This is a genomic window from Proteus sp. fly-1067, assembly GCF_040139345.1.
Classification (GTDB): Bacteria; Pseudomonadota; Gammaproteobacteria; order Enterobacterales; family Enterobacteriaceae; genus Proteus; species Proteus vulgaris_B.
The window spans coordinates 774982-798681 of the sequence record NZ_JBEEUL010000001.1 but is presented as its reverse complement, the minus strand read 5'-3'; the positions used below and the strand labels follow the sequence as shown (position 1 = coordinate 798681).

Genomic DNA, 23700 nt, shown 5'->3' with positions numbered 1-23700 from the left:
CACGAGCTAATGCCGCGGCAACAGCAGCTTTGCGCGGATCGACTTCTTCGGCTTCAGCGTTTTCAACGGAGGCTTCAGCCGTTGTTGTTGCTTGAGAAGCTTGTTGTGCTTTTTTGGCTTTTACACGAGCTAATGCCGCGGCAACAGCAGCTTTGCGCGGATCGACTTCTTCGGCTTCAGCGTTTTCAACGGAGGCTTCAACCGTTGTTGTTTCCGCTTGAGCTTGTTGTGTTTTTTTGGCTTTTACACGAGCCAACGCCGCAGCAACAGCAGCTTTGCGCGGATCGACTTCTTCGGCTTCAGCGCTTTCAACAGAGGTTTCAACCGTTGTTGTTTCCGCTTGAGCTTGTTGTGCTTTTTTGGCTTTTACACGAGCCAACGCCGCGGCAACAGCAGCTTTGCGCGGATCAGCGTCTTCGCTGTCACTTACTATATTATCATTTGGGGCTTCTAATGTTTTTTGCTGTGCTAATTTAGCTGCTTGTTTGGCTCTGACTTCTTCTTTTCGTTTTCTGCGTGCGGCGATAGCGGCTGTGTTATCGGGCTCTTCACCGGCCTTCACAGAAATAATTTTACCGATATTCTGTTTTTCTTTTACGCGAGAGAGCGCAGATTGAACTTCGTTATGTTCATTATCATCAAGTTTAACGGCAGCACGTTGATGTCTTGCTTCACGTTCAAGTTTCTCACGCTCCATACGTAATTTTTTTGCTTCAAAACGCGCTTTAGCTTCAGCAGCACGTTTGGCTTCTGCATCAATTTCACGTATCTCAGCCTTTTCTTGCCGATAGTATTGAACTAGCGGGATATTACTTGGACAAACAAACGCACAAGCACCACATTCAATACAATCAAATAAATTATGTTGTTGTGCCTTCTCATGCTCTTTACCTTTACTGAACCAGTAAAGTTGTTGAGGTAATAAACCACTAGGGCAGGCATCTACACAATGACCACAGCGGATACATGCCTCTTCAAGGTTATCTGTATCCATTTCTTCAACTGAAGGGATTAGTAGGCAGTTAGTTATCTTGACAACTGGGGCATTTAAGTCAGGTAAGGTAAAGCCCATTAATGGGCCCCCCATAATCACCATTTGTTCAGAGCCTGCAACAAAACCAGCTTGTTTCAACAATGAATAAATAGGGGTGCCTAAACGCACCCAGAAGTTACCGGGTGTTTTGGCTCCATTGCCAGTGACCGTGACAACACGTTCAATTAAAGGCTCATCATCAATAATGGCACGTTTGATGGCAACTACAGTACCAACGTTTTGCATCAAAACACCAATATCAGATGAACGACCACCTGATGGCACTTCTTTACCCGTTAAGATCTTGGTCAGTTGTTTAGCACCGCCAGAGGGATATTTTGTGGGAATGACACGAATAAAAATTCGTTTCTCATCAGGTACGGCATTTAATGCCTGTTTCAATGCTTCAATAGCTTCAGGTTTGTTATCTTCAATACCAATTAACACTTCATCAGGACAGAGAAGGTGAATTAATACCTGACAACCAGCAATCACTTCATCAGCATGCTCTTGCATTAAGCGATCATCTGCCGTGATATAAGGTTCACATTCTGCTGCATTGACAATCAGCGTGTTAACTAGATCACCACCGCCTTTTAATTTTGAAGCCGTTGGAAATCCAGCTCCACCTAATCCAGCAATACCCGCTTCATGGATACGAGAGAGTAACGTCTCTTTACTTTGTGATTGGTAATCAGTAAGAGGGAATTGTTCACGCCATTCATCTTTACCGTCAGATTGAATTCTTACGGCAATTTCAGGTAACCCTGAAGGGTGAGCGCTTGGAAAGGGTTCTATAGCAGTGACAGTACCAGAGATAGACGCATGAACAGGGAGTGTTCTGCCAACACCTTTAGTCAAAGGCTGGCCTTTTAAAACATGTTCACCCACGCTAACACAAAGTTGGCCTGGTACACCTAAGTGTTGATGAATTGGGACAATCACTTCATCAGGCAATTGTGCTATACGCATTGGTGTGCGACTTGACTGTAATTTCATTTCAGGAGGATGAATACCGCCTTTAAAATCCCAGATTTTATCTTTTTTAAATAACGAAAAGAGATTAAACATGAGCATTATCCTCCGTCTTTAATGACGGTTCATCTTCAGGTGTTTCTTCAGGCTCTGCTGGAATATTCTTAACAGGGATGGTATTTAAATCCCATTTCCAATTTGAGGTTGTTACTTTGACTGGTACTAAGGTAATGCAGTCAGTAGGACAAGGTGGAACACATAAGTCACATCCAGTACATAAGTCTTCAATAACTGTATGCATTGCGCGCGTTGCACCTACAATGGCATCAACAGGACAAGCTTGAATACACTTAGTACATCCAATGCAATTATCTTCATCAATTAAGGCGACTTTTCTAACCGGATTTAATGCTTCTTCGTCACCATCTAGCGGTTGAGGTTCAACACCCATTAATTCTGCGATTTTTAACATCACTTGTTCGCCCCCCGGCGCACAACGGTTAATCATCTCACCATTGTTTGCAACTGCGTCGGCATAAGGGCGACAACCAGGATGTCCACATTGCCCACATTGACTCTGTGGCAAAATAGCATCTATTTTTTCAACAATAGGATCTTCTTCCACTTTAAAGCGACGCGCGGAATAGCCCAAAATTAGCCCAAAGATAAGACCTAGCGCACCAAGTACACCAATTGCTATCCATAAAGAATTCATTACAGTTTCACCAAACCACTAAAACCCATAAAGGCGAGAGACATTAAACCTGCGGTAATTAAACCAATTGATGCACCTTTAAATGGAGCAGGGACATTTGCCACTGCTAATCTTTCTCTAATGGCGGCAAATAATACCATCACAAGAGAAAAACCTACTGCTGCACCAAAACCATAAACAGCTGACTGCATAAACGTGTGTGCTTGATTGATATTTAATAACGCAACGCCTAAGACAGCACAGTTTGTAGTAATTAAAGGTAAGAAGATCCCCAGCAAGCGATAGAGTGTTGGGCTTGTTTTTCTTACAACCATTTCAGTGAATTGTACAACTACTGCAATAACTAAAATAAAGCTCAGTGTGCGTAAATAAAGTAAGTCCAAAGGAACTAAAATAAAGTTATCCATCAGCCATGAACTAATAGAGGCGAGAGTCATAACAAAGGTCGTCGCAAATCCCATACCGATCGCGGTTTCTAATTTTTTTGATACACCCATAAATGGGCATAAACCTAGGAATTTGACGAGTACAAAGTTATTCACCAATACGGTGCCGACGAATAGAAGCAAGTAATCAGTCATTGTTATGCCAAAATTGTTAAACAGAGAAACAAAAAGCCTCCTGAAATAAAGAGGCTAAACAAGCGTATATAATATCAAGGGTGAAGATATGAAGTTATCGAACTTGTGTGAAAGTTTCACGAACACGTTTAGAGTACTTGATATAAGGCACAAAGCAGATAGTCGAGAAAACAGACCATAGAAGAGATTTTAACGCTGTTTGATCATCTACAGGCGCAAAGCCAAAGCTTTTGATCGCTAATAGTAAGTTGATAAGCAACCATAAAATAAATAAACGTGGAAAATTTTTAGCACGATAAAAAAACTGGCGTAGTAGATATACCGTAAAACCAAACATTACCCACGAGGTTAACGCAGAGAGATACCAACTTGATATTAAATGGAAAGGAAGCTGGTGGAGGAGCGAAAAATCTGCAAAATATTTAAGAACGTAGAGAACAGACATCAAACCTGAGCCAACAATTGATAAGATCATATAAGCCAATGGCGCAAGTAGCCATCCAGTTATAGGCGCCTTTCCTGAAAGGTTATTCTGCGTGTTTGCTTTGAGATCAAATTTCATTAATTAATTATTCCTACTCGTATGTATAGAACTAAACGGGATATTATCACAAACTTTGTTATTATTTATTTAGCTACAAAAGTGAAAGTGATTTTTATTAATAAAAAAGCAGATAAAAATAGGATAGGGTTATGGCAAATAAACTCAATGTTGGGATTATCGGATATGGCTATGCAAGTAAAACCTTTCATGCTCCCTTAATTACAACAACCGAAGGCTTTAATCTTAGTGCAATTTCAAGCTCTGATGAAAATAAAGTCAAACAAGATTTTCCTCACATCACGGTTTATGCAGACTCTCAAGTACTTATTAATGATCCCTTAATAGACTTAATCATTATCCCAACACCGAATAATACTCACTATTCGTTAGCTTCACAGGCTTTGGCAAAAGGTAAACATGTTGTTATTGATAAACCATTTACACTGACACTGGAAGAAGCTGAAAAATTAACTCAGCAAGCAACAGATGCCGGTAAGCTACTTTCTGTTTTTCATAATCGTCGTTGGGATTCAGGTTTCTTAACGGTTAAAAAACTTTTAGAGGATAAAACACTCGGTGAGATTAGTGCCTATGAAGCGCATTTTGATCGGTTTCGCCCAACCGTGCGTCAACGTTGGCGAGAAGATGCCGGAATCGGTGGCGGGCTTTGGTATGATTTAGCGCCTCATGTTCTTGATCAAGCCGTTTGCCTATTTGGTGAGCCTAAAGCAATTACTGCAGATATTGCTCAATTACGTCCTAATGCAAAAAATGCCGATTATTTTCATGCATTACTAGAATATGACAATCTTAGAGTCGTTCTTCATGCTTCTATGTTAGTTGCGTCTCCAACACCTATTTTTGCTATTCATGGGACAAAAGGAAGTTATGTTAAGTATGGTTTAGATACTCAAGAAGATGCTTTAAAAGCCGGTTATCTTCCAAATCAAACTTATAATTGGGGAATGGATAGTCAAGATGGTGAATTAACAACACTGTCAGAGTCTGGTGAATTAGAAACAACCACACTCACTACACTTTCTGGTGATTATCCTGCTTATTATCAACAAATTTATCGTGCAATTACATTAGGTGAAGAAAACCCTGTTACGCCAATACAAGCAACGGCGATTATGCGTTTGATTGAAGCGGGCGAAATTTCAAATCGGTTAAAACAAACTATTACGCTATAAACTAAAGGGAGCGCTAAATCTAATGTCTTGGTGGCAAAAATTAAAACTTGATCCTTTTCTCATGATAATGATTTGTGTGGTGACACTCGCAACGCTACTACCCGCACAAGGGGATATTAAAGTCCTATTTCAATATCTAACAACAGGCGCCATTGCACTGCTTTTCTTTTTGCATGGTGCAAAGCTTTCTAGAGAGGCAATACTGGCAGGGCTTGGGCATTGGCGATTACATTTAACTGTCTTTGCTAGCACTTTTATTCTTTTCCCTATTTTGGGGCTAGGGTTACAAGTGATTGTGCCTGAATGGATGTCACCGACAGTCTATATGGGTTTTTTATACCTTTGTGCTCTTCCTGCAACTGTTCAATCAGCCATTGCTTTTACTTCTGTGGCTGGGGGAAATGTAGCCGCAGCTATTTGTAGTGCATCAGCATCGAGTATTTTAGGCGTTTTTCTTTCACCTGTGCTGGTGGGTTTTTTAATGCAAACGCAAGGCTCAGCAGATGATTTTGATACTGCTGGAGCAATCCAGTCGATTTTACTGCAATTAATGGTGCCTTTTATTATTGGTCACTTATCTCGCCCTTTAATTGGTCGTTGGGTTGATAATCATAAAAAATTAGTCAATAGAACGGATCGCTCGTCTATTCTGCTGGTGGTCTATGTGGCATTTAGTGAAGCGGTGGTTGAAGGAATTTGGTATAAAATCGACGGTTGGTCACTATTAACGATTGCGATAGTGAGTTGTATCTTGCTAGCAATTGTCATTTTTGTGAATGTATACAGTGCAAGGTTGCTTGGTTTTAATAAAGCGGATGAGATCACCATTGTTTTTTGTGGCTCCAAAAAGAGTTTAGCAAATGGTGTACCAATGGCGAACGTACTATTTCCTGCGGCTACGGTGGGGGTAATGTTATTGCCATTAATGATATTTCATCAGATCCAATTAATGGTTTGTGCTGTATTAGCACAGCGTTACGCTAATCGAAATAAAGAAGCTGAAAATAAGTGATTAAATTTTAGTTTTAAAGGGATTCTTACAAAAGCATCGATTTAATAAATAATCGGTGCTTTTTTGTTATTGTAGTTTTTCTTGATTATTTTCTTCAGACAAGGAGGTCCGCTTTGATTTAAAAGGAAGGGGTAAACCAAGAACAGTATAAATTAAAAAGACGAATCCCATATTTAAATAATCTTCTTTATTATTTTTTACAATAATATTTGGCGCACATTCACTAGGTTCTAACTGTGCATTAATATTATACTTTCCCTGATACAGCTCGCTGAGTATTGTCTTTGCTTTCTCAAAATCTTTATGATTAACCAATAATTTCACACCACCAATTGCTTGAGCATAGACTTGGTTATTCCAAACAATATTCTCATCTAAAAGAATAGCATCAATACCTTCAGATTGGAGAAGTCCTGCTTCAATTGATGCATCAATCGGCGATAAGTATTGAGCTAATAATTTATAATGGCCTCTTGTTGGGTGAATGTTCCACATAGTTCTTCCTTAATGATAAATAACCCCTTGTGAAAATTAATTTTAGTCTAAGAGTCATTAATAATCCCATCTATTTTTAATGAATATAAAAAAACCATCTGATTAACAGATGGCTTTGATGGAAAAATCATTAAATATTAACGTGAGCTTACTTTTTTAATTAATGCATCACGTTCAGTTTGGCTAATAAACGCCATTTTCAAACCATTAATTTGAGTTTGGCGAATTTGCTCTGGTGTTAATCCCGCCGCAGGTGCTGCAACGTTATATTCGTGTTTTAATTCAATGCCTTCAACCGCAGGATCGTCTGTATTAAGCGATGCAATAATACCATGCTCTAAGAAGGTTTTTAGAGGATGTTCTGCTAATGAATTGATAGTGCTGGTTTGAATATTCGAGGTTAAGCAAGACTCAATACCAATTTGATGCTCTGCAAGGTAATCCATTAAACGAGGATCTTCAATAGCCTTAACACCATGACCGATACGACTTGCACCTAATTCTTTAATTGCGTGCCAGATGCTTTCAGCACCCGCAGCTTCACCAGCATGAACTGTAATATTCCATCCTGTGTCACGAGCACGATTAAAATGAGGTTGGAATAAGTGACCCGGAAAACCTAATTCATCACCCGCTAAATCAAGTGCGGTAATTCTATCCTGATGTTTCAATAATCCATTTAATTCTTGTTGACAAGCATCTTCACCAAAAGTACGGCTTAAAATACCGATTAAACGAATATCTACATCGTGGGATTGCAGTGCGCTTTGTACACCATCAACAATAGCTTCCACGACACCTTCAACTGGTAACTGGTGTTTCATTGCCATGTAATAAGGTGAGAATCGTAGTTCAGCGTAATTAATACCCGCATTAACCACATCCACCACGTTTTCATAAGCAACACGATGACACGCATCTAAGTCTGCTAAAACTGCCACTCCCCAATCTAATTTTTGTAAGAAGCTCACAAGACTTGGCTCATTTTTTGTAATTTGTACATGAGGACGCAAAGCTTCTAATTCATAAGCGGGGAGCGCAATATTGTGTTTTTTTGCTAAATCTAAAATAGTTTGTGGGCGGATATTACCATCTAAATGACGATGTAAATCGGTTAAAGGCAACTGTGTGTCAATCACGTGTTATTTTCCTTTTTAATAGAAATAATGAAAATCTATCGTTTATAGTGATTTTCTTATAATCGGGTAAATATAAATGAGTTGCAGATTATTATGACTGATTTTTATTTTATTCACTAACAAATAAACATAAATTGGTTATTTCTGAAGCTAAAAACGACTGTTTTTCTCAGTGTTAAGTTAAAAAGTAAAAAATAAAAAATAGGGCTGTCTATTTATTAACTACAATATTCAATGTAATTGACGTGTATTATCAAACTAACTGATATATTGATTTTTAATCTAAAAATAGAATTGTCATTATAACTGAAATATCCTATCAATTGTTTTGATAGATCTATAAAAGATAGATGAACAGAAAAAACAGTCAAGATATCGATTTTTTTGCTTCATTATTCAATAGATTACCTGTTTTGTATTTTTTATTAGCTGAAACATTTAAAATATTTCCTCATAAAAACATAATATTAAAATTTAGTTATATTTAAATTTATTTAGCTTTAATTAAATAAAATCAAAATAAACAATAAAATATCCATATTATTAAATGAGTGATAAAGAAAATAGAATTAAAGCCATAATGTTTTCTTGTTAAATGAAATAATTTAATTGAATGAAGTCATTTAATTATGATTTTTTAATAAAAACCTATTATTTAAAATTAAGGCTAATAATTATGAATGAGAATTCTAATTTAAATTTTGAAAAAAGAAATAATAAAATTAAAAATTTGCTGGCTTCAAGCTTACTTCCCCCTTCATCAGAAAACCATCTTACTTATGGTTCACAAGTTGTCACTGGCGATGGGACAATTGCATTGGATTTAGTTGTTGTTATTGATACAAGTGGTTCAATGTCTGATGAATCCTCTGATTTAAGCAAAGAAGTTGATGCTGCAATACAAGAGGCATCAGAAAAATGCCCATCAAAACTTCGGGTAACATTTTTAGGTATAGAAGGTACATGGGATGACACTAAATTTGATCAATCAGCCAGTGATTATTTAAAAGCATTGGGTGTTCCTGAAAATCGTTTACAGGCAAGAAAGCCGTTTAAAGAGGCTGATGGTCGTGATCATGCGGGTAATAAAGAGGATTTATGCCGTGCGGTGATTGATTTAAGTAAGCACTTTGATTGGCGTGATGGTGCGCGTCGTGCCATTTTTGTGTTGGGCGATGAAGGCATGGAAGGTGGCGGCGGTGTTCTTACTAATGCTGCTGTGATAAAGAATAATGAAGCGATTGCTGTTGCCCAGCACGAAAAAGTGAAAGTGTATACCTACCAAGGCACGCCTGACGATAAAATGACTAATTTAGATCGCTTCCCAAGTGTTGCTGATAGAGACAATATCACAAAAGAGTATGTACGCTTAGCGAAGAAAACAGGAGGGCGTTCTTATATCTACACAACAGGTATTGCTAAGTTTTCATTAGTATTGCAAGAGATCCTCTGTGATAGCCTAATACCGCCTAATATTCCTAAACCTCATGAGAAAGATACCAATTGTAGCCACGTCTGTGAGCAATTAACTTCTATTATTTCAACAGTAAATACACTTGCAGGAATAATTAATAAAACCATTGATTCTTGCTGTAAAGATGAATGGGGCAATCACCACCTCCCGGCTAAAGATTGTGATTGTTAATTAAGATACGAAGAAAAAAACACCGCATTGTGTTTTTACAATGCGGTGTTTCTATTTATCTTATCTGTCTGTAATAGAAGCTTAATTATTGAGCTTGTGCTGGTTGCTGCTCAGGAATTAATATTTCTTGTTCTTCGATAATCGCTGGATCTTCAGTCATCTCTTCTTGATAACCTTCTTCTGAATAATCAGAATCATCGTAATCGTAAGATGATGCACCCATGCCGAATAACATGGCAGCTAAACCTAACATTTGAGGAGCTTGGGTCACTTCCATAAATTCATCAAAAGTATAAGTTTTACCATTCATGGTAAATTTATCAGCAGCATAGTTCAGTTTCAGGCTTAATGCTTTACCGTCTTGTGCAAGTAGCATTAGTGGTAATGCATCTTTCTCATCTTGAGAAATTTGATTGATATTTTGCTGTAATTCAGTTTTTAACTGTTCAATATCAGCCGCTGTTGCTGTTTCGATTTCTTTTTTCTCTTCATCGGTTAATGCTGTTTCTTGGTAACGAGCCGCATCAAGGTATTGAGTGGTGTTACGGAACTCAGCTAACATTGGAAGAGATAAATCAATATTGAAATCGATGTTTTTAAACAGATAGTTAAATAACTCTGCTGGTGATTTCTCTTGGCTTTCTAATACTTTAACGTTAAATGCATTTAAGTCTAAGTTAAAGTTTAGTTTACTTGCACCGTTTTTATTGGTTAAAGATGCTTCATCGATACGGAAAACTAAGCCTTTCTCCAGTACATCACGAACGGCTTTTTCTACTATTTCTGAATTATCGTAATGGTATTTATTCCAAGGTAATAACGAGTTGTTATAAACTTTGGTTAACAGCAACATTGCATCAGTATCAGCTTTATCAATGGAATAGCCAAATTTACCTGCACCAAACTCTAATCCACCGACATTCAATGATTTAAAGTCATACATTTGAGATAAATTGAAGAGTTTATCTTTAATATCACTTTTGGTTTTCAGAGAAAAATCTTTCAGTGAGAAATCAGATGCTTTGTCTTTACTCGTATGCGCGATTTCAGCAAAGCTTAATAACTGTTCATTAAATAAGTATTGATCGTTATTAACTTTTGTTCCTGAAACAGAACCCGCGATATTTTTAATTGTGAAAGTTTCTTCACCTTCTTTAGTCACAACAACTTGATCACCTTTTACGGTGGTAGTGAAGTTGGTTGCGTTTTTGTCTGATGAGAATTCAACAGTAATAGGTGTCGTTTTAACTGTGCCATCGTTTTCAGCAAAATCGATAGGATTTAGTTTAGCTTCACCTGATACTGCACCATCAAAAGCCAAAGATGTATGCATATCAAAAAGAGATTTATCTTTAGTCAGCTTGAATAATTCTTTAGTTGTATCATTGTTGACCAACGTATTATTCACAGCTGCTAATTTTGGTGCTAAATTAAATTTAGCCAAATCAGAAAGAGGGAATGGACCGTGATCAATATCAGTAGTAAAGATAATTTCTTCTACTTTTTTATCCTGGTCTTCAACGACTTCACTAGCATCTTTTGAAATCACGACAGCAAAGTCTGCATTAGAGGTGAACACCCCTTTTTTATAGTCACGAATTTCAAGTTTAATATCAGCGCCAAATTGAGCATTTTTAGCAAGTTGCGCTAACTGGACATTAGCTAGTTTCGTTTCTTCCTGTAAGCGACTTTCAATTTTGCTGCCCATGTACCACGAGGCACCAGTCCAAACAACACCCAGTGCGACGATAACACCAACAGCGACAAGCGATTTCTTCATAATTCTAGTCCATCCTCTGTGTACATCTGGCGATGTACGTTATAAAGGCTGTTTTGTAACCCTTAAACAACCCGATAAATTGGTGATAAAATTTACTAAATTTAAATATAGATAATCCACATATATACTTCTCCACCTATATTAACTGTAAATATAGATTTAGTGGAATAAAATCGCAATCAGAACTTACTTAGTTACTCGCTAACATAATGAGTTTAAAGCAAAATAGATATGATTTATAAGATAAATAAAATAACCGTATAAAACGGCTTTTTTTACTCATTTTTAGATTGAGGCAATATTTAATTGTGATGTAATTCTATTTATGATGAATAATAAAGGCTCATAATAAGTATGGATATAAATATGAAGGCTTAAATAATAACGTTGGAAATATAATAAGGCTACCAACCGTATTTTTCCAAAAAAATCAACAGATTTCATTCTGTTATAAATATCATAAGCTCGCTTTAGCTCTCATATTTATTATTCTGTTTATGGCATGATACTGATATCCGAGTTATTTACTAAAAAGTGATTCGGAATTAATCAATTATTCTGTGTACTTAAGGAGATTGAAATGGCAGCCACTCGCATTGAAAAAGACTCAATGGGACAAATCGAAGTACCCGCTGACCAGTTATGGGGAGCTCAAACGCAGCGTTCTCTTGAACACTTCCGTATTTCAGTTGAAAAAATGCCTGTTGCACTTATCCATGCGCTTGCTATCACAAAGAAAGCAGCCGCAGGTGTTAACATGGATTTAGGTTTATTACCAAAAGAGCGCGCTGATGCAATTATCGCAGCCGCAGATGAAGTGCTTGCAGGTAAACACCCAACTGAATTCCCATTAGCAATCTGGCAGACTGGTTCTGGCACTCAATCAAACATGAATATGAATGAAGTGTTAGCTAACCGTGGTAGTGAGATACTTGGTGGTATTCGTGGCATGGAGCGCAAAATCCATCCGAATGATGATGTTAATAAAAGTCAGAGTTCAAATGATGTGTTCCCAACTGCCATGCATGTCGCTGCTGTTATTGCATTACGTCAGGATTTATTGCCAGAATTAAAATCACTGCTGAAAGTATTCAAAGAGAAAGCAGAAGCTTTCCATGACATCGTTAAAATTGGTCGTACTCACCTGCAAGATGCGACACCACTGACATTAGGCCAAGAGATATCTGGTTGGGCTGCTATGCTTGAGCACAACATCAAACATATCGATGATTCTGTTCCTCATGTTTGCGAGTTAGCACTAGGTGGTACAGCTGTTGGAACAGGTTTAAATACGCACCCCGAATATGCTGTTCGTGTGGCTAAACGTATCGCTGAATTATCAGGTCAACCATTTGTAACGGCACCTAATAAATTTGAAGCGTTAGCAACTTGTGATGCATTAGTTCATTCACATGGTGCATTAAAAGGTTTGGCTTCTTCATTAATGAAGATTGCTAATGACGTGCGTTGGTTAGCATCTGGCCCTCGTTGTGGTATTGGCGAAATTGCTATTCCAGAAAATGAGCCAGGCAGTTCAATCATGCCAGGTAAAGTTAACCCAACACAGTGTGAAGCATTAACAATGTTATGTGCTCAAGTAATGGGTAATGACGTTGCTATTAATATTGGTGGTGCGTCAGGTAACTTTGAACTGAACGTTTATCGTCCAATGATCATCGATAACTTCTTACAATCAGTCCGTTTACTGGCTGATGGTATGCGTAGCTTCAATGAGCACTGTGCAATTGGTATTGAACCAAACCGTGAACGTATCAATAAACTACTGCATGAATCATTAATGCTAGTGACTGCATTAAATACGCATATTGGCTACGATAAAGCAGCTGAAATTGCGAAGAAAGCGCATAAAGAAGGCTTAACGCTGAAAGAGTCTGCGCTGAAACTGAACTACCTTACATCGGAAGAATTCGATAGCTGGGTTCGTCCAGAAGATATGGTTGGTAGCATGAAAAAATAAGTGTCTTTAACACTTATTTATACCGATATAAAATCCCGCTTTTATGGCGGGATTTTTAGATCGTTTTGGGATAACAATAATGAATGAAGAAATTATTTTTACTGCAACCGAAGTAAATTGTTACGTTGAAGATGATGTCACTATTATTGGAATAGGGGATGACGCGGTTTCACCTGAGCACTTTGTTATTCTTTCAAGATTTGATGAGGAAGACGAAGATGTTGATAATTCAATCGGTTTAATGACACATTTATCTGATATAGAAGCTATTAATAGCCTTGAATGTATTACATTAACACGAGAGAAAATTATTTTCGTGTTAAAAAATAATCCCGTGATCTCCATTGATTTGAAAATCGAAAATAATCAATTTGCTCACCTTAATGATTATCTTATACAAATTCTTAAAGGAAGTTCAATTAAGCTCATTAACTAACTTTTTAATTGGTTATACTTCAAGATATAAATGCATTCTTGGAATAATCAGTTGTAATTTCTTAGCTTTAGGGCGATGGCGAATTTGAATGTTATCAGCATCATAATCAGGGAGTTCGCCAATAATCGGTTTAAAATCGCTCTCTTTATCAATATAGAAAGCCAACAAAGGTAATGGACAAGCATATTGTACTTGTTTTTGAAGCTCCGAATACCAAACACGAGCAATAGGTTGTACTTTCACGGGGCGCTTTATTTTTAATTTTGCATTTTCAGGTAATTTGGAAAGAGTGATTATCTCCTTATCAATACGTTCTGCCCATTGTTCACTGGTATATGGTGGAACCGCACGATTTGCTTCACGACTTTTCTCTAATTGAGCCAGTACATCATTGCGCGTTAAATTTTTAATAATATTTTTATTTGCCCAACCAAAGCGTACAGTATCAGGATCAGACAACAAGGTGAGGGTGCGATAAGCATTTAGCGTAATTAGACCTTTTAACTGATTATGAACAAAATCAAAACGCTCTTCTTTAGAAATCCCTGATTCTTTAGTCACGATATCAGAAAGCTGTTTTTTTAATGAGTTAATACGCCCAATGTCTTCTTTTACTGACTTAAACTCAATATTGCTGGTACTAAAGCAGAGCACACCTGGTAAACGAATAGCACGCTTACTGCTGATATGTGGTGCATTATCATAAATAAACAGGTTGGCCATTAGTTTTAAGGTAAGTTCAAGAGCTTCTTCATTATAGTTAGGTGACACTGTCACGCGAATAACATCATCATGTTCTTCTTCTTTAGTTACATCGGGTAATTCAAATACAGCAGAAGGTAATAATGTTAGTTTTCGCAGCTTTTCTGTCAGATTATTTATCTCGAGTTCTAACTGCTTAAAACAGAGATTAAATTGTTCTATTAAATCATATTTATTCATCTCAATATCCTTATTTAGTTACAACATACAATTAGCCTTTATTTAAAACAATACATCAGCTTCAGTGGAAAGTACATCGTTTGACAGGGAAGAAATAACAAAAATGCGCTATACTGTGTTTATATACAGTATAGCGCAAAAAAGGCATTTTTTATAATGTTTTTCTTAGAAAGAGAGTTTATGAGTGTTTAGTATGCTGAAATTGTCTTTATTTTGTTCTTTCATTGTGTTTGGTACATCATATTGTTGTGCTATAGCATCACATTCTGGCTTTTGATGATGGGCAGCTTTCAGTAAATGCATTCACCATAGAAGCGAAGAAGACCATTGATACGATAAGGGAGCTTTTAATTAGAGTCATATTTATTCATCCTTTTCAAAATAGGTACGTTAATATATTAAGAAAAGAGTGAAAAACTGACAATTTTAAAGATAATGATGCTTCTTTTGCATTTTATAACAACAGATTTTGTTTATTGAGCAACTTTATTAAGATGAAGTGCAATTAATAAGGCCGCTAACATTAAAACCGCAATAAATAACCCAACGCCTAGCCAACCAAAACTTACCCAGAATAAACCACCGACTGTACCTGCAAGGCTTGATCCAGCATAGTAGGTAAAGAGATAAAGTGAAGAAGCCTGAGCACGTCCTCGTTTTGCACGACGCCCAATCCAACTACTTGCTACTGCATGAGCTGCGAAAAAACCCGTTGTTAAGATAAGCATACCGACGAAAATAACAGGCAACGATTCAATTAAGGTAATCAATATACCTATTAACATCATAGAGATACCTGCAATAAATACTTTACCTAAACCATATTTAGTGGTTAGTAATCCTGCTTTAGATGCACTATAAGTGCCGCTTAAATACACAATTGAAATCAAGCCTACAGTTGTTTGGCTTAATGAATAGGGAGCGTCTAATAAACGATAGCCAATGTAGTTAAATAAAGTGACAAATCCGCCCATTAATAAACCACCTTCAATAAATAACAGGGGTAATCCTTTATCTCTAAAATGCAGTTTTGTGGTAATAAGAAGGTTGCGTGGTTTTAATGCAGTTGGTCTAAAGTGTTTTGAAGCTGGTAATATCTTCCAGAAAGTAATTGCTGCAAAAAGGGCAAAAATACCGAGAATAACGACAGATAAACGCCAAGAGTAATAATCACTTAATACCCCAGTAATAACACGGCCACTCATACCACCAATAGAGTTACCGCTAATATATAAGCCCATTGATAGCGCTAAATAGGCAGGATGGATCTCTTCGCTTAAATAAGTCATCGCCACTGCGGCAACGCCACTTAATGAAAGCCCCACTAAGGCACGAGTAATTAAGATGCCTGTCCAACTATTCATTGTTGCACTCAATAATGTAAAAAATGCGGCGCAAAATAATGCAATAACCATGACATTTTTACGCCCAAAAGCGTCTGAAAGTGGGCCAGTGATTAATAAACCACATGCCATTAATGCGGTTGAAAGTGAGAGCGCTAGACTGCTGGTTGCGGGGCTGACAGAAAATTCGTTAGATAACACTGGCAATATGGGCTGCACAAAATAGAGTAAGGCAAATGTCGCTAAACCCACCATAAAAAATGACACTGTCACTTTTATATACAGTGCATCATCACGTTGAATATAGTGTTTAGGGTTAGATTGGCTATGAGCTGGCTTTTCTATACACGATGTATCGTCTGAAATATCAGTGCCTAAGCTCATACTTTTACTGTCTATTTCGTGAGTATCCATATTGATTAAACTTCCATTACTTAAATTTGATTTATGTCAATGTTAGAAATATTTGATTTTTTTGTCTAATATATTAATTATTAGAAATAAGACTTTTAAAGTATCAATGCTAAAGTGAGAGACATATGAACATTGAATTGAGGCATTTACGTTATTTTATCGCTGTAGCGGAAGAGCTTCATTTTGGTAAGGCTGCAGAAAGATTGAATATTTCTCAACCACCGCTGAGTCAACAAATACAAGCACTTGAAAGTGAAATAGGCGCCAGGCTTTTAGAACGAACTAATCGTTCTGTTGCACTAACACCAGCAGGGCAAATGTTTTTAAAAGAGTCTTATCAAATTATGGCGCAGGTCAACGCAGCTGCAACACGTGCAGCTAGAATGGAAAAAGGTGAGTTAGGTGAAATATCTATAGGTTTTACATCAACGACACCTTTTATGCACTTAGTAACGTTGAGTTTAAGGCAATTTAGAGAAAATTATCCTGAAGTCGGTATTCATATGCATCAGATGAATACAAAGCAACAAATTTCACCATTGCTTACAGGGCGTATTGATCTGGGTATTATGCGAAACACCACATTACCCGAAAATTTGCACCACCAGCTATTGTTTCGAGAGCCTTTCATTTTAGCTGTTTATGAAGGGCACCCATTACTTGCTTACAAAGAAACAGGCGTTAATATTCAAGATATTGGGCAGTATCCTTTTGTTTTTTTTGAACGAGATGTAGGTACAGCTCTTTATGATGAAATTATTCAATTACTGAGTTTGTCAGGAATTACGCCAACTATTGCACAAGAAGCCGGCGAAGCCATGACGATTTTAGGGTTAGTTGCTGCAGGATTAGGTATCTCAATTGTGACTAAATCTTTTACTCGAATGAAAGTTGATGGTGTGCATTATTTACACTTCGCTAATTCACAGGCATTTTCTGAAGTTTGGTTGGTTTCACATAAGAAACGGACAATACCCGCAGCGGCGAATCGATTAACGCAATTGTTGTTAAAAAATATCTTAGAACACCAAATATCTTGATTTATCTGTGTTTTTGATCACGCTTTTTATGTAAGTATTGTACAATTATCACAAATTGACGACATAATCGGTAATGAATTATTTAGAGCCTCGAATTAATTATGGCTTCTTAATTAAGGATGACATTCAATGGGGAACCAACCTAGCCACATCGATCACGTGAAACAGTTTAATCTTGGCACAGTCTTTCGTTTGATTGATGAACATGGCCCCATTTCTCGTATTTCACTGTCAAAAAAAGCAGAACTAGCTCCTGCAAGTATTACCAAAATTACGCGAGAATTAGTTGAGGCACATCTTATTCATGAAACAGAGTTTCCGGATGTGGGATTTCGTGGCCGACCTGCAGTAGGATTAAAATTAGAAAGCCAAGGGTGGCAATTTCTCTGTATCCGAGTCAATAAAGGTAATTTACTTTTTAGTTTAAGAGAGCTAGACAGTAAACTTGTTACTGAAGACACATTTGATTTTCCTAAAGAGAACAGTGATAACTTTCTTACTCACTTTTTAGTTGCTATTGATAAATTTTTCGAACGCTATCAATCACATGTTGAAAGGTTGACCGCCATTAGTATTACAATGAATGCGATTATTGATCCCATTAGTGGGGTTATTCATAGTTCCCCTTATTACGATATTAAAGATGTTCCTCTTGCCGATAAGATCCATGAAAAAACAGGTGTTTCTGTTTTCTTACAGCATAGTGTCACTGCATGGACAATGGCCGAATCTTTATATGGTGCGGCAAAAAATAATTCAGATGTTTTGCAAATTGTCATTGACGACATTGTAGGTGCTGGCGTAATTAGTAACGGGAGGACATTACATTCTCACAGTCACAGTGCGGTTGAAATTGGGCACACTAAAGTTATCGACTCTGAAAATAGTTGTTATTGTGGGGCGAAGGGATGTTTAGAAACTGAAATTGCTATTCCTCAATTAATTAAAAAAGCGCAATTATTAGCGCAAGAGGATCCTACCTCATTGCTAAACAAATATCCTATTACTATTGAAACATTGTGTGATGCAATATTAGTTGGAGATAAACAAGCTCTTGAAGTCGTGCATTTAGTTGCGCAGCGATTAAGTTTTATTCTTTCCGTGATGATTAATATCTTTAATCCACAAAAAATATTAATTGGTTCGCCTCTTTGTCGAGCTAAATCCATTCTTTTTCCATTGATTTTAAATCATGTTCAAAATCAGGCCATGCCTCGTTACGTACAATCATTAATTATTGAAGAAACAGAATTAAGAAATAAAGGTACTTTACCCGCAGCCTCATTAGTTAAAGAAGCTTTATACAACGGTTCTTTGTTAATAGAGTTGATGCAAGGCTAAATGAAGTGCAAAAAATCGTAACAGAAGTGTTTTTCAAGCGTAAATACCTCAATTGATCATTAACGAATTCTCTATTTTCGAGCAATTAACTAAAAAATTGAGCTATCTCAAGCCATCAGAAACAGTGTTACCCTAAACTCTAATCTCTGTCATTTTTTATGAACCTGATTTATCTGTCATAACGGAAGTAAATTATATGTTAACACGCTTTTTTGTTACGGGGACAGATACCAACGTGGGTAAAACTGTTGTGACCCGAGCACTTCTTCAGTCATTAAATCGTGGCGGGTCAACGGCAGTGGGTTATAAGCCTATTGCAACAGAATTACATGAAACAGCTGATGGTGAGCGTAATCGTGATGCAATGATTATTCATAATTCATCGCCAGTTGAAGTTCGCTACGACGAAATTAATCCTATTTTACTTGATAATTGTTATGTTAGCGAAAATGAAATTGATTTTAATAAGATTTCAAATGAGCTCGATAATTTAAGTAAAAAAGCAGAGTGTGTTGTTATCGAAGGTAATGGCGGTTGGCGTTATCTACTCGATGATAATACCTTTTATTCTGATTGGGTGGTAAAAGAACAAATTCCAGTCGTTTTGGTTGTTGGTATTCAACCAGGCTGTGTTAATCACTCAATATTAACAGCACAATCTATTATCAACGATGGTTTGAAATTAGTCGGTTGGGTTGCTAACAGAATAAATCCAGGATTACCTTATTATGCGAAAATTGTGGAAAGGCTGTCTCAGCATATTCCTGCACCGCTGATTGGTGAAATCCCGTATTTATTACGTCCTGAAGAACGTGATCTCTCTTGTTACCTTGATTTAAGTCAGTTAGAAATCGCTGTACCTGCTTAAGAGAGAATATAAATAAGTAACGAAGTGGATTGAGTTGCCTGTTTTTTAACGGAGCCAAACTTGTTACTTTTAAACGCCTGATGAGTAAATCCATTGGGTGTTTTTGTTTTTTCTAAACTTTGCTTAAAACTGGAATAATGATGAAAAAATGACAAAGTTAAAGCAAATATGGAACAACAAACTGAATAGAATAATTTTAAATCAGCAAGATACTCATTTATATTGAGTGATAAAGAAAAGGGCGCAATTATTAGCGCCCTTTTTTAAGTTAGCGGTGAATTAATGGCGAGTATAGATGATCTTCTTAGTGTCATTCTCGCAAGTACCTACTACTTTACCTTCTGTTTGTGCAACTTGGTCGTTTTCAACGACAGTTAAAGTAAAGTTAGCCGCGGGCACACCATTATTAACGATTTTTTGTTGAATAGATTCAACGACTTCATCACAACCTGCATTTGCTGCTAAAGGGGCAAATGCTACGAGGGCTGCCATTACTGCAAAGATATATTTTTTCATATTACATTTTCCTTGTTTTACAACGCAAAACATCACTGTTTTACACGATTTTCTTATGGATTAACAGGGCGCCCAGTATTACTGTCTAAACAACGGCGGGTTTCAGGCTCCCAATAAGCGTAGATATTTGCACTTTTCAGACAAGCATCTCGCTCATCAATGGCTTTATCTACTTTATTAAATTCAATTTTTTCTCGCTGATTGACTTGGGTACGAAGTTCACGCTTTTGATCCCAGTCTTCTTTCAGTTGTCGAGCTTGTTCTTTATCTAAGACATTGTCATAGCCATTACCATTAATGGTTACATTGGTAGAGGCGGCAATAGAAGAAAAAGAAGACACAGATAAACCAAGAAATAAGGAGAACAATAAAGTTCTTACCGTTGGTTTCTTAGTTAGTGTATTGATCATAGTTGCTATCCTCTAAAGTTATGTCGCTATTACTGTCAATGACTATTATATCTTAATAATTATAGTTGATGCCTTAATAAAAAATGAGTTTTCAGTGCGTTTAGTTTTGACGATGAACACTTAATCCGGCAAATGATTGGCTAACAGGCATCATTTCTAAGGTATTAATATTAACATGAGCAGGTAACGTTGCTGTCCAATATACGGCTTCCGCAACATCTTCAGGAGTTAATGCGTTTGCATTTGCATACGTTTGTTCAACTTTATCACTATCACCTTTAAAGCGAACTAATGAGAACTCCGTACCACCAACAAGGCCAGGTTCAATATCGGTCACGCGGACTTTTTTACCTTGGAGATCAGCACGTAATCCTAAACTAAATTGCTTAACAAACGCTTTAGTGGCGCCATAAACATTACCACCCATATAAGGCCAAGAAGCTGCTGTTGAGCTGATATTAATAACATGGCCTTTATTTCTTTCTACCATAAAAGGAAGAATAGCACGGGTGACATGAACCAGACCTTTATTATTTGTCTCGATCATCGTATCCCAATCATCGAGACTGGCTTTATCGGCGGTATTTAAACCCAACGCTAAACCAGCGTTATTCACTAACACATCAATTTCACGCCATTTCTCAGGCAATCGAGTGTAAACCTCACTGACAGATTTTTTATCTGTCACATCTAACTGTAATGGATAAAATTGCTCACCTAGCTCTTTATGCAAGTTATTCAGTTTATCTAAACGACGAGCAGTACCAATAACTTTGTGTCCATGGCTGATAAAATGACGAGCAATAGCTTCACCAAAGCCAGCAGAGGCACCCGTGATAAAAATAATCATTTAATTACCCTCGATAGTTATAATAATTGAAAGTAAAAGGCTATCACTAAAAAGAGTCAAGTTTAAAAGTAAGGATTGTGATAAATCAGCCTAAAACAAGGTTCTTTTATGATGTGAAAGATTTTTATCTTTAATAGTAACCTGTATTTTTGTTTTTAACTGACAGGACATGAGGTAATTATTTAGTCGATTTTTTATTAAAAATAAAGGAGGCAAAGCGCATGCTATGTATCACGGAAAAACAAATAAACTAAGTAAAAACATAGTGATAATAATAATGATACTGCCAATGACGGCAATTACCAATGTGGGTGATAAAAGAAAACAGAAGTAACACAAAATAAGGATCACTACGATATAAATCAAATCGCTAAACGACTTATATAAAACGACGATAGTTTTTTTAATTGAGAGAGGAACGATTTATTCATATCACACAAAAATAAATGCTGATTATCTTAATGTTACAAGTTATTAGACTGAGCCGAAAAATATAAACCCAGTCTAGCAGAATAGGAAACGAACGGTTATTTTTTACCAACTTGATGACCAATAACGCCACCTAAGACGCCGCCACCAATAGTACCCAATGCGCTACCATCAGTTAAAATCGCACCACCGATAGCACCAGCACCGGCTCCAATTGCTGTATTACGGTCGCGTTTTGTCATGCTAGAACAACCCGCAAGAGAAAAAAGCAGAACAGAAGCGACACATAGTGTTCCAATCTTTTTTAACGTGATATTCATTTTTATAAACTCCAAAATAAAGGACAATATAAAGATATCGCTATCGTATTTATACGAGCATCAGAATATTCGGGAACATAAGGAGGGAAAAGTCTTAAAGTGAGTCATTATTGATAACACATATTTTAAATGCATTTTATAAAAATAAATTTTATTATCTCTAGTATTATTTGATGTTCAGAATAAAGCATCAATGTATTATGTCATTTACATGAGTTAACATAATAATATGATATTGATAAATAAAGTAAAAATACTCTCTTCACAGTTTGCATCGGGCTATTTTGGTGTTGTATTAGGGATGATTGGTACAGGAATGGCATGGCGATATGCCGCTAAAGAGCATAATTATCCAGCTTATATTGGTGAAATATTTATTGGTGTAGGTTGTTTGGTTTGGTTAACACTTACGCTATTTTTGTTTAGTAAGTGGCTATTTCATCGACAAAGTATTCTTGAAGAAATTAAACATCCTGTTACAAGTGGATTTACTAGCTTATTTCCCGCAACGACAGTTTTAGTATCGATCGGATTAAGTCCATATTTATCCTTATTTTCTCTGGTGTTATTTAGTGTTGGAGCAATTGCTCAGCTTGGGTATTCTAGTTGGCTTGTTGGTTATCAATGGAAGGGTGAATATCCTAAAATGGCGACCACACCAGTCTTATATTTACCAACTGTCGCTAATAACTTTATCTGTGCCATGGCATGTGGTGCATTTGGTTTTAATGATTTGGGTATTTTATTTTTTGGGGCTGGCGTATTTTCGTGGCTAAGTTTAGAACCCGCTATTTTAAAAAGAATACGCAGTGAAGGATTAATGGATGAAAAATTACGGCTATCATTTGGTATTCAATTAGCACCCGCCTTGGTTGCCTGTAGTGCTTATTTGGCTATTAATGACAATCATATTGATTTCTTCGCAAAAATGTTATTAGGTTATGGACTATTACAACTCTTATTTATGATGAGATTAATTCCTTGGTTTGTAAAACAACCGTTTTCATTGCCATTTTGGAGTTTCTCTTTCGGTGTTTCAGCATTAGCAAAAGCCTCATTAAATATGAGTATGACATCTAATAGCCATTTTATGCAGTTATTATCAATAGCTTTATTTGTTTTTGCTAATACTATTATTTTATTACTTATTTTTCATTCATTATTATGGATTTTTAAAGGATTAAAACAATTATACAATCCTTCTAAAGTGGTATGAATATTATATAAAAAAGAAAAGAGCCTAAATGAAAAGCTAGGCTCTTTTTGTTTAATACTGAAAATAATTAAAAAAGCAAGTTAGAAAGCTAATATTATCACGCATTATCCCAATAAATAGCATAAAGGGAAATAGAGCCAATAACGATGAAAAGAAAGTTAATTAAAAGAAATAAACGCTGGCTGATGGAGAAATATCATCTTTCACAACAACTATTTGCACCATTATCGGTTATTTTAAAAGACAATAAATTAGAGTCACAAGCAAATCGATATTACCGCTTATGGCGACGTGGCTTAATCAAAGAAGATTGGCGCCATGCCATTTTTGATAGAGATGTTGTGACAGTACCTCAACTACGCCTTGATGGCCGGGTTATTTATTACGAGAGAATTTATAACAAAGAGTTAGTACCATTAGAATATCAAGATCAATGGAAAGCATTTTGAAATAGATAAAGCTAACTTATTGCTAACTATTTATAG

At 36.6% G+C, this 23700-nt stretch carries 23 protein-coding genes; 10 read left to right on the top strand and 13 right to left on the bottom strand.

Translation table 11 applies throughout. The features are described from left to right. The 4 genes from rsxC to ABN217_RS03625 form a co-directional block, all read right to left on the bottom strand. A partial coding sequence (rsxC, locus tag ABN217_RS03640; RefSeq protein WP_349459079.1) for an electron transport complex subunit RsxC occupies positions 1-2104 on the bottom strand: 2104 nt, incomplete at its 3' end. Further along, positions 2097-2723, bottom strand: coding sequence for an electron transport complex subunit RsxB (rsxB, locus tag ABN217_RS03635; protein WP_036937055.1), 627 nt, complete (start codon positions 2721-2723; stop codon positions 2097-2099). The genes rsxB and rsxC, both read right to left, overlap by 8 nt. After that, on the bottom strand, positions 2723-3304 hold the full coding sequence (rsxA, locus tag ABN217_RS03630; RefSeq protein ID WP_006536930.1) for an electron transport complex subunit RsxA: 582 nt from the start codon (positions 3302-3304) through the stop codon (positions 2723-2725). Before rsxA ends, rsxB begins: the two co-directional genes overlap by 1 nt. Before the next feature lie 94 nt (positions 3305-3398). Beyond that, positions 3399-3866 (bottom strand): DUF2569 domain-containing protein, encoded by a 468-nt coding sequence (locus ABN217_RS03625; protein ID WP_349438935.1) that lies wholly within the window; start codon positions 3864-3866, stop codon positions 3399-3401. 131 nt (positions 3867-3997) lie between these two features. Between ABN217_RS03625 and ABN217_RS03620 the strand changes: the two genes are divergently transcribed. Both ABN217_RS03620 and ABN217_RS03615 read left to right on the top strand, forming a co-directional pair. Continuing rightward, the gene (locus ABN217_RS03620) at positions 3998-5041 is read left to right on the top strand and encodes an oxidoreductase (RefSeq protein ID WP_349459078.1); all 1044 of its coding nucleotides are present in this window, start codon (positions 3998-4000) and stop codon (positions 5039-5041) included. A gap of 22 nt (positions 5042-5063) precedes the next feature. Next, entirely contained in the window at positions 5064-6053 is a 990-nt protein-coding gene (locus ABN217_RS03615; protein WP_197269231.1) for a bile acid:sodium symporter family protein, read from the top strand. Positions 6054-6119: 66 nt separating this feature from the next. Here ABN217_RS03615 and ABN217_RS03610 read toward each other — a convergent pair whose 3' ends face one another. After that, positions 6120-6548, bottom strand: a complete 429-nt coding sequence (locus ABN217_RS03610; protein WP_197269230.1) for a putative signal transducing protein — start codon at positions 6546-6548, stop codon at positions 6120-6122. Positions 6549-6685: 137 nt separating this feature from the next. After that, positions 6686-7687 (bottom strand): adenosine deaminase, encoded by a 1002-nt coding sequence (gene add / locus ABN217_RS03605; protein ID WP_349438937.1) that lies wholly within the window; start codon positions 7685-7687, stop codon positions 6686-6688. Positions 7688-8363: 676 nt separating this feature from the next. On the opposite strand from add, the gene ABN217_RS03600 reads away from it, so the two are divergent. Beyond that, on the top strand, positions 8364-9332 hold the full coding sequence (locus tag ABN217_RS03600) for a vWA domain-containing protein (protein ID WP_197269229.1): 969 nt from the start codon (positions 8364-8366) through the stop codon (positions 9330-9332). Positions 9333-9417: 85 nt separating this feature from the next. Here the strand turns inward: ABN217_RS03600 and ABN217_RS03595 are convergent, their stop codons facing one another. Continuing rightward, a complete protein-coding gene (locus ABN217_RS03595; RefSeq protein ID WP_349438939.1) occupies positions 9418-11112 on the bottom strand; it encodes a YdgA family protein in 1695 nt (564 codons plus the stop codon). Positions 11113-11692: 580 nt separating this feature from the next. Here ABN217_RS03595 and fumC point away from each other — a divergent pair. Together fumC and ABN217_RS03585 are read left to right on the top strand one after the other, a co-directional pair. Beyond that, positions 11693-13090, top strand: coding sequence for a class II fumarate hydratase (gene fumC, locus ABN217_RS03590; RefSeq protein ID WP_166541292.1), 1398 nt, complete (start codon positions 11693-11695; stop codon positions 13088-13090). Between the two features lie 79 nt (positions 13091-13169). Next, a complete protein-coding gene (locus tag ABN217_RS03585) occupies positions 13170-13526 on the top strand; it encodes a hypothetical protein (RefSeq protein WP_196553092.1) in 357 nt (118 codons plus the stop codon). Positions 13527-13538: 12 nt separating this feature from the next. Here ABN217_RS03585 and tus read toward each other — a convergent pair whose 3' ends face one another. Together tus and ABN217_RS03575 are read right to left on the bottom strand one after the other, a co-directional pair. Continuing rightward, positions 13539-14468, bottom strand: a complete 930-nt coding sequence (gene tus, locus ABN217_RS03580) for a DNA replication terminus site-binding protein (protein WP_196553091.1) — start codon at positions 14466-14468, stop codon at positions 13539-13541. 473 nt (positions 14469-14941) lie between these two features. Beyond that, the gene (locus ABN217_RS03575; RefSeq protein WP_340896453.1) at positions 14942-16225 is read right to left on the bottom strand and encodes an MFS transporter; all 1284 of its coding nucleotides are present in this window, start codon (positions 16223-16225) and stop codon (positions 14942-14944) included. Positions 16226-16350: 125 nt separating this feature from the next. Between ABN217_RS03575 and ABN217_RS03570 the strand changes: the two genes are divergently transcribed. The 3 genes from ABN217_RS03570 to bioD all read left to right on the top strand — a co-directional run bounded on the left by ABN217_RS03570 (position 16351) and on the right by bioD (position 19474). Next, complete coding sequence (locus ABN217_RS03570; RefSeq protein WP_349440285.1) at positions 16351-17265, top strand: LysR family transcriptional regulator; 915 nt, start codon at positions 16351-16353, stop codon at positions 17263-17265. A 129-nt stretch (positions 17266-17394) separates the two neighbouring features. Next, the gene (mlc, locus tag ABN217_RS03565) at positions 17395-18606 is read left to right on the top strand and encodes a sugar metabolism global transcriptional regulator Mlc (protein ID WP_284551695.1); all 1212 of its coding nucleotides are present in this window, start codon (positions 17395-17397) and stop codon (positions 18604-18606) included. A gap of 196 nt (positions 18607-18802) precedes the next feature. After that, positions 18803-19474, top strand: coding sequence for a dethiobiotin synthase (gene bioD / locus ABN217_RS03560; protein WP_072068031.1), 672 nt, complete (start codon positions 18803-18805; stop codon positions 19472-19474). A gap of 279 nt (positions 19475-19753) precedes the next feature. On the opposite strand, the gene ABN217_RS03555 is transcribed toward bioD, so the two are convergent. The 4 genes from ABN217_RS03555 to osmB form a co-directional block, all read right to left on the bottom strand. Further along, the gene (locus tag ABN217_RS03555) at positions 19754-19990 is read right to left on the bottom strand and encodes a DUF1161 domain-containing protein (protein WP_349459077.1); all 237 of its coding nucleotides are present in this window, start codon (positions 19988-19990) and stop codon (positions 19754-19756) included. Between the two features lie 53 nt (positions 19991-20043). Beyond that, positions 20044-20400 carry a DUF1283 family protein gene (locus tag ABN217_RS03550; protein ID WP_196553088.1) on the bottom strand — a complete coding sequence of 119 codons (357 nt, stop codon included), beginning with the start codon at positions 20398-20400 and terminating at the stop codon, positions 20044-20046. A gap of 100 nt (positions 20401-20500) precedes the next feature. Beyond that, the gene (gene ydfG, locus ABN217_RS03545) at positions 20501-21250 is read right to left on the bottom strand and encodes a bifunctional NADP-dependent 3-hydroxy acid dehydrogenase/3-hydroxypropionate dehydrogenase YdfG (protein ID WP_349459076.1); all 750 of its coding nucleotides are present in this window, start codon (positions 21248-21250) and stop codon (positions 20501-20503) included. A 527-nt stretch (positions 21251-21777) separates the two neighbouring features. Next, a complete protein-coding gene (gene osmB / locus ABN217_RS03540; RefSeq protein ID WP_006536908.1) occupies positions 21778-21999 on the bottom strand; it encodes an osmotically-inducible lipoprotein OsmB in 222 nt (73 codons plus the stop codon). A 229-nt stretch (positions 22000-22228) separates the two neighbouring features. On the opposite strand from osmB, the gene tehA reads away from it, so the two are divergent. Together tehA and ABN217_RS03530 are read left to right on the top strand one after the other, a co-directional pair. Beyond that, entirely contained in the window at positions 22229-23215 is a 987-nt protein-coding gene (gene tehA, locus ABN217_RS03535; RefSeq protein WP_349459075.1) for a dicarboxylate transporter/tellurite-resistance protein TehA, read from the top strand. A gap of 146 nt (positions 23216-23361) precedes the next feature. Beyond that, positions 23362-23664, top strand: a complete 303-nt coding sequence (locus tag ABN217_RS03530; protein WP_072068038.1) for a hypothetical protein — start codon at positions 23362-23364, stop codon at positions 23662-23664. Positions 23665-23700 lie beyond the last annotated feature (36 nt).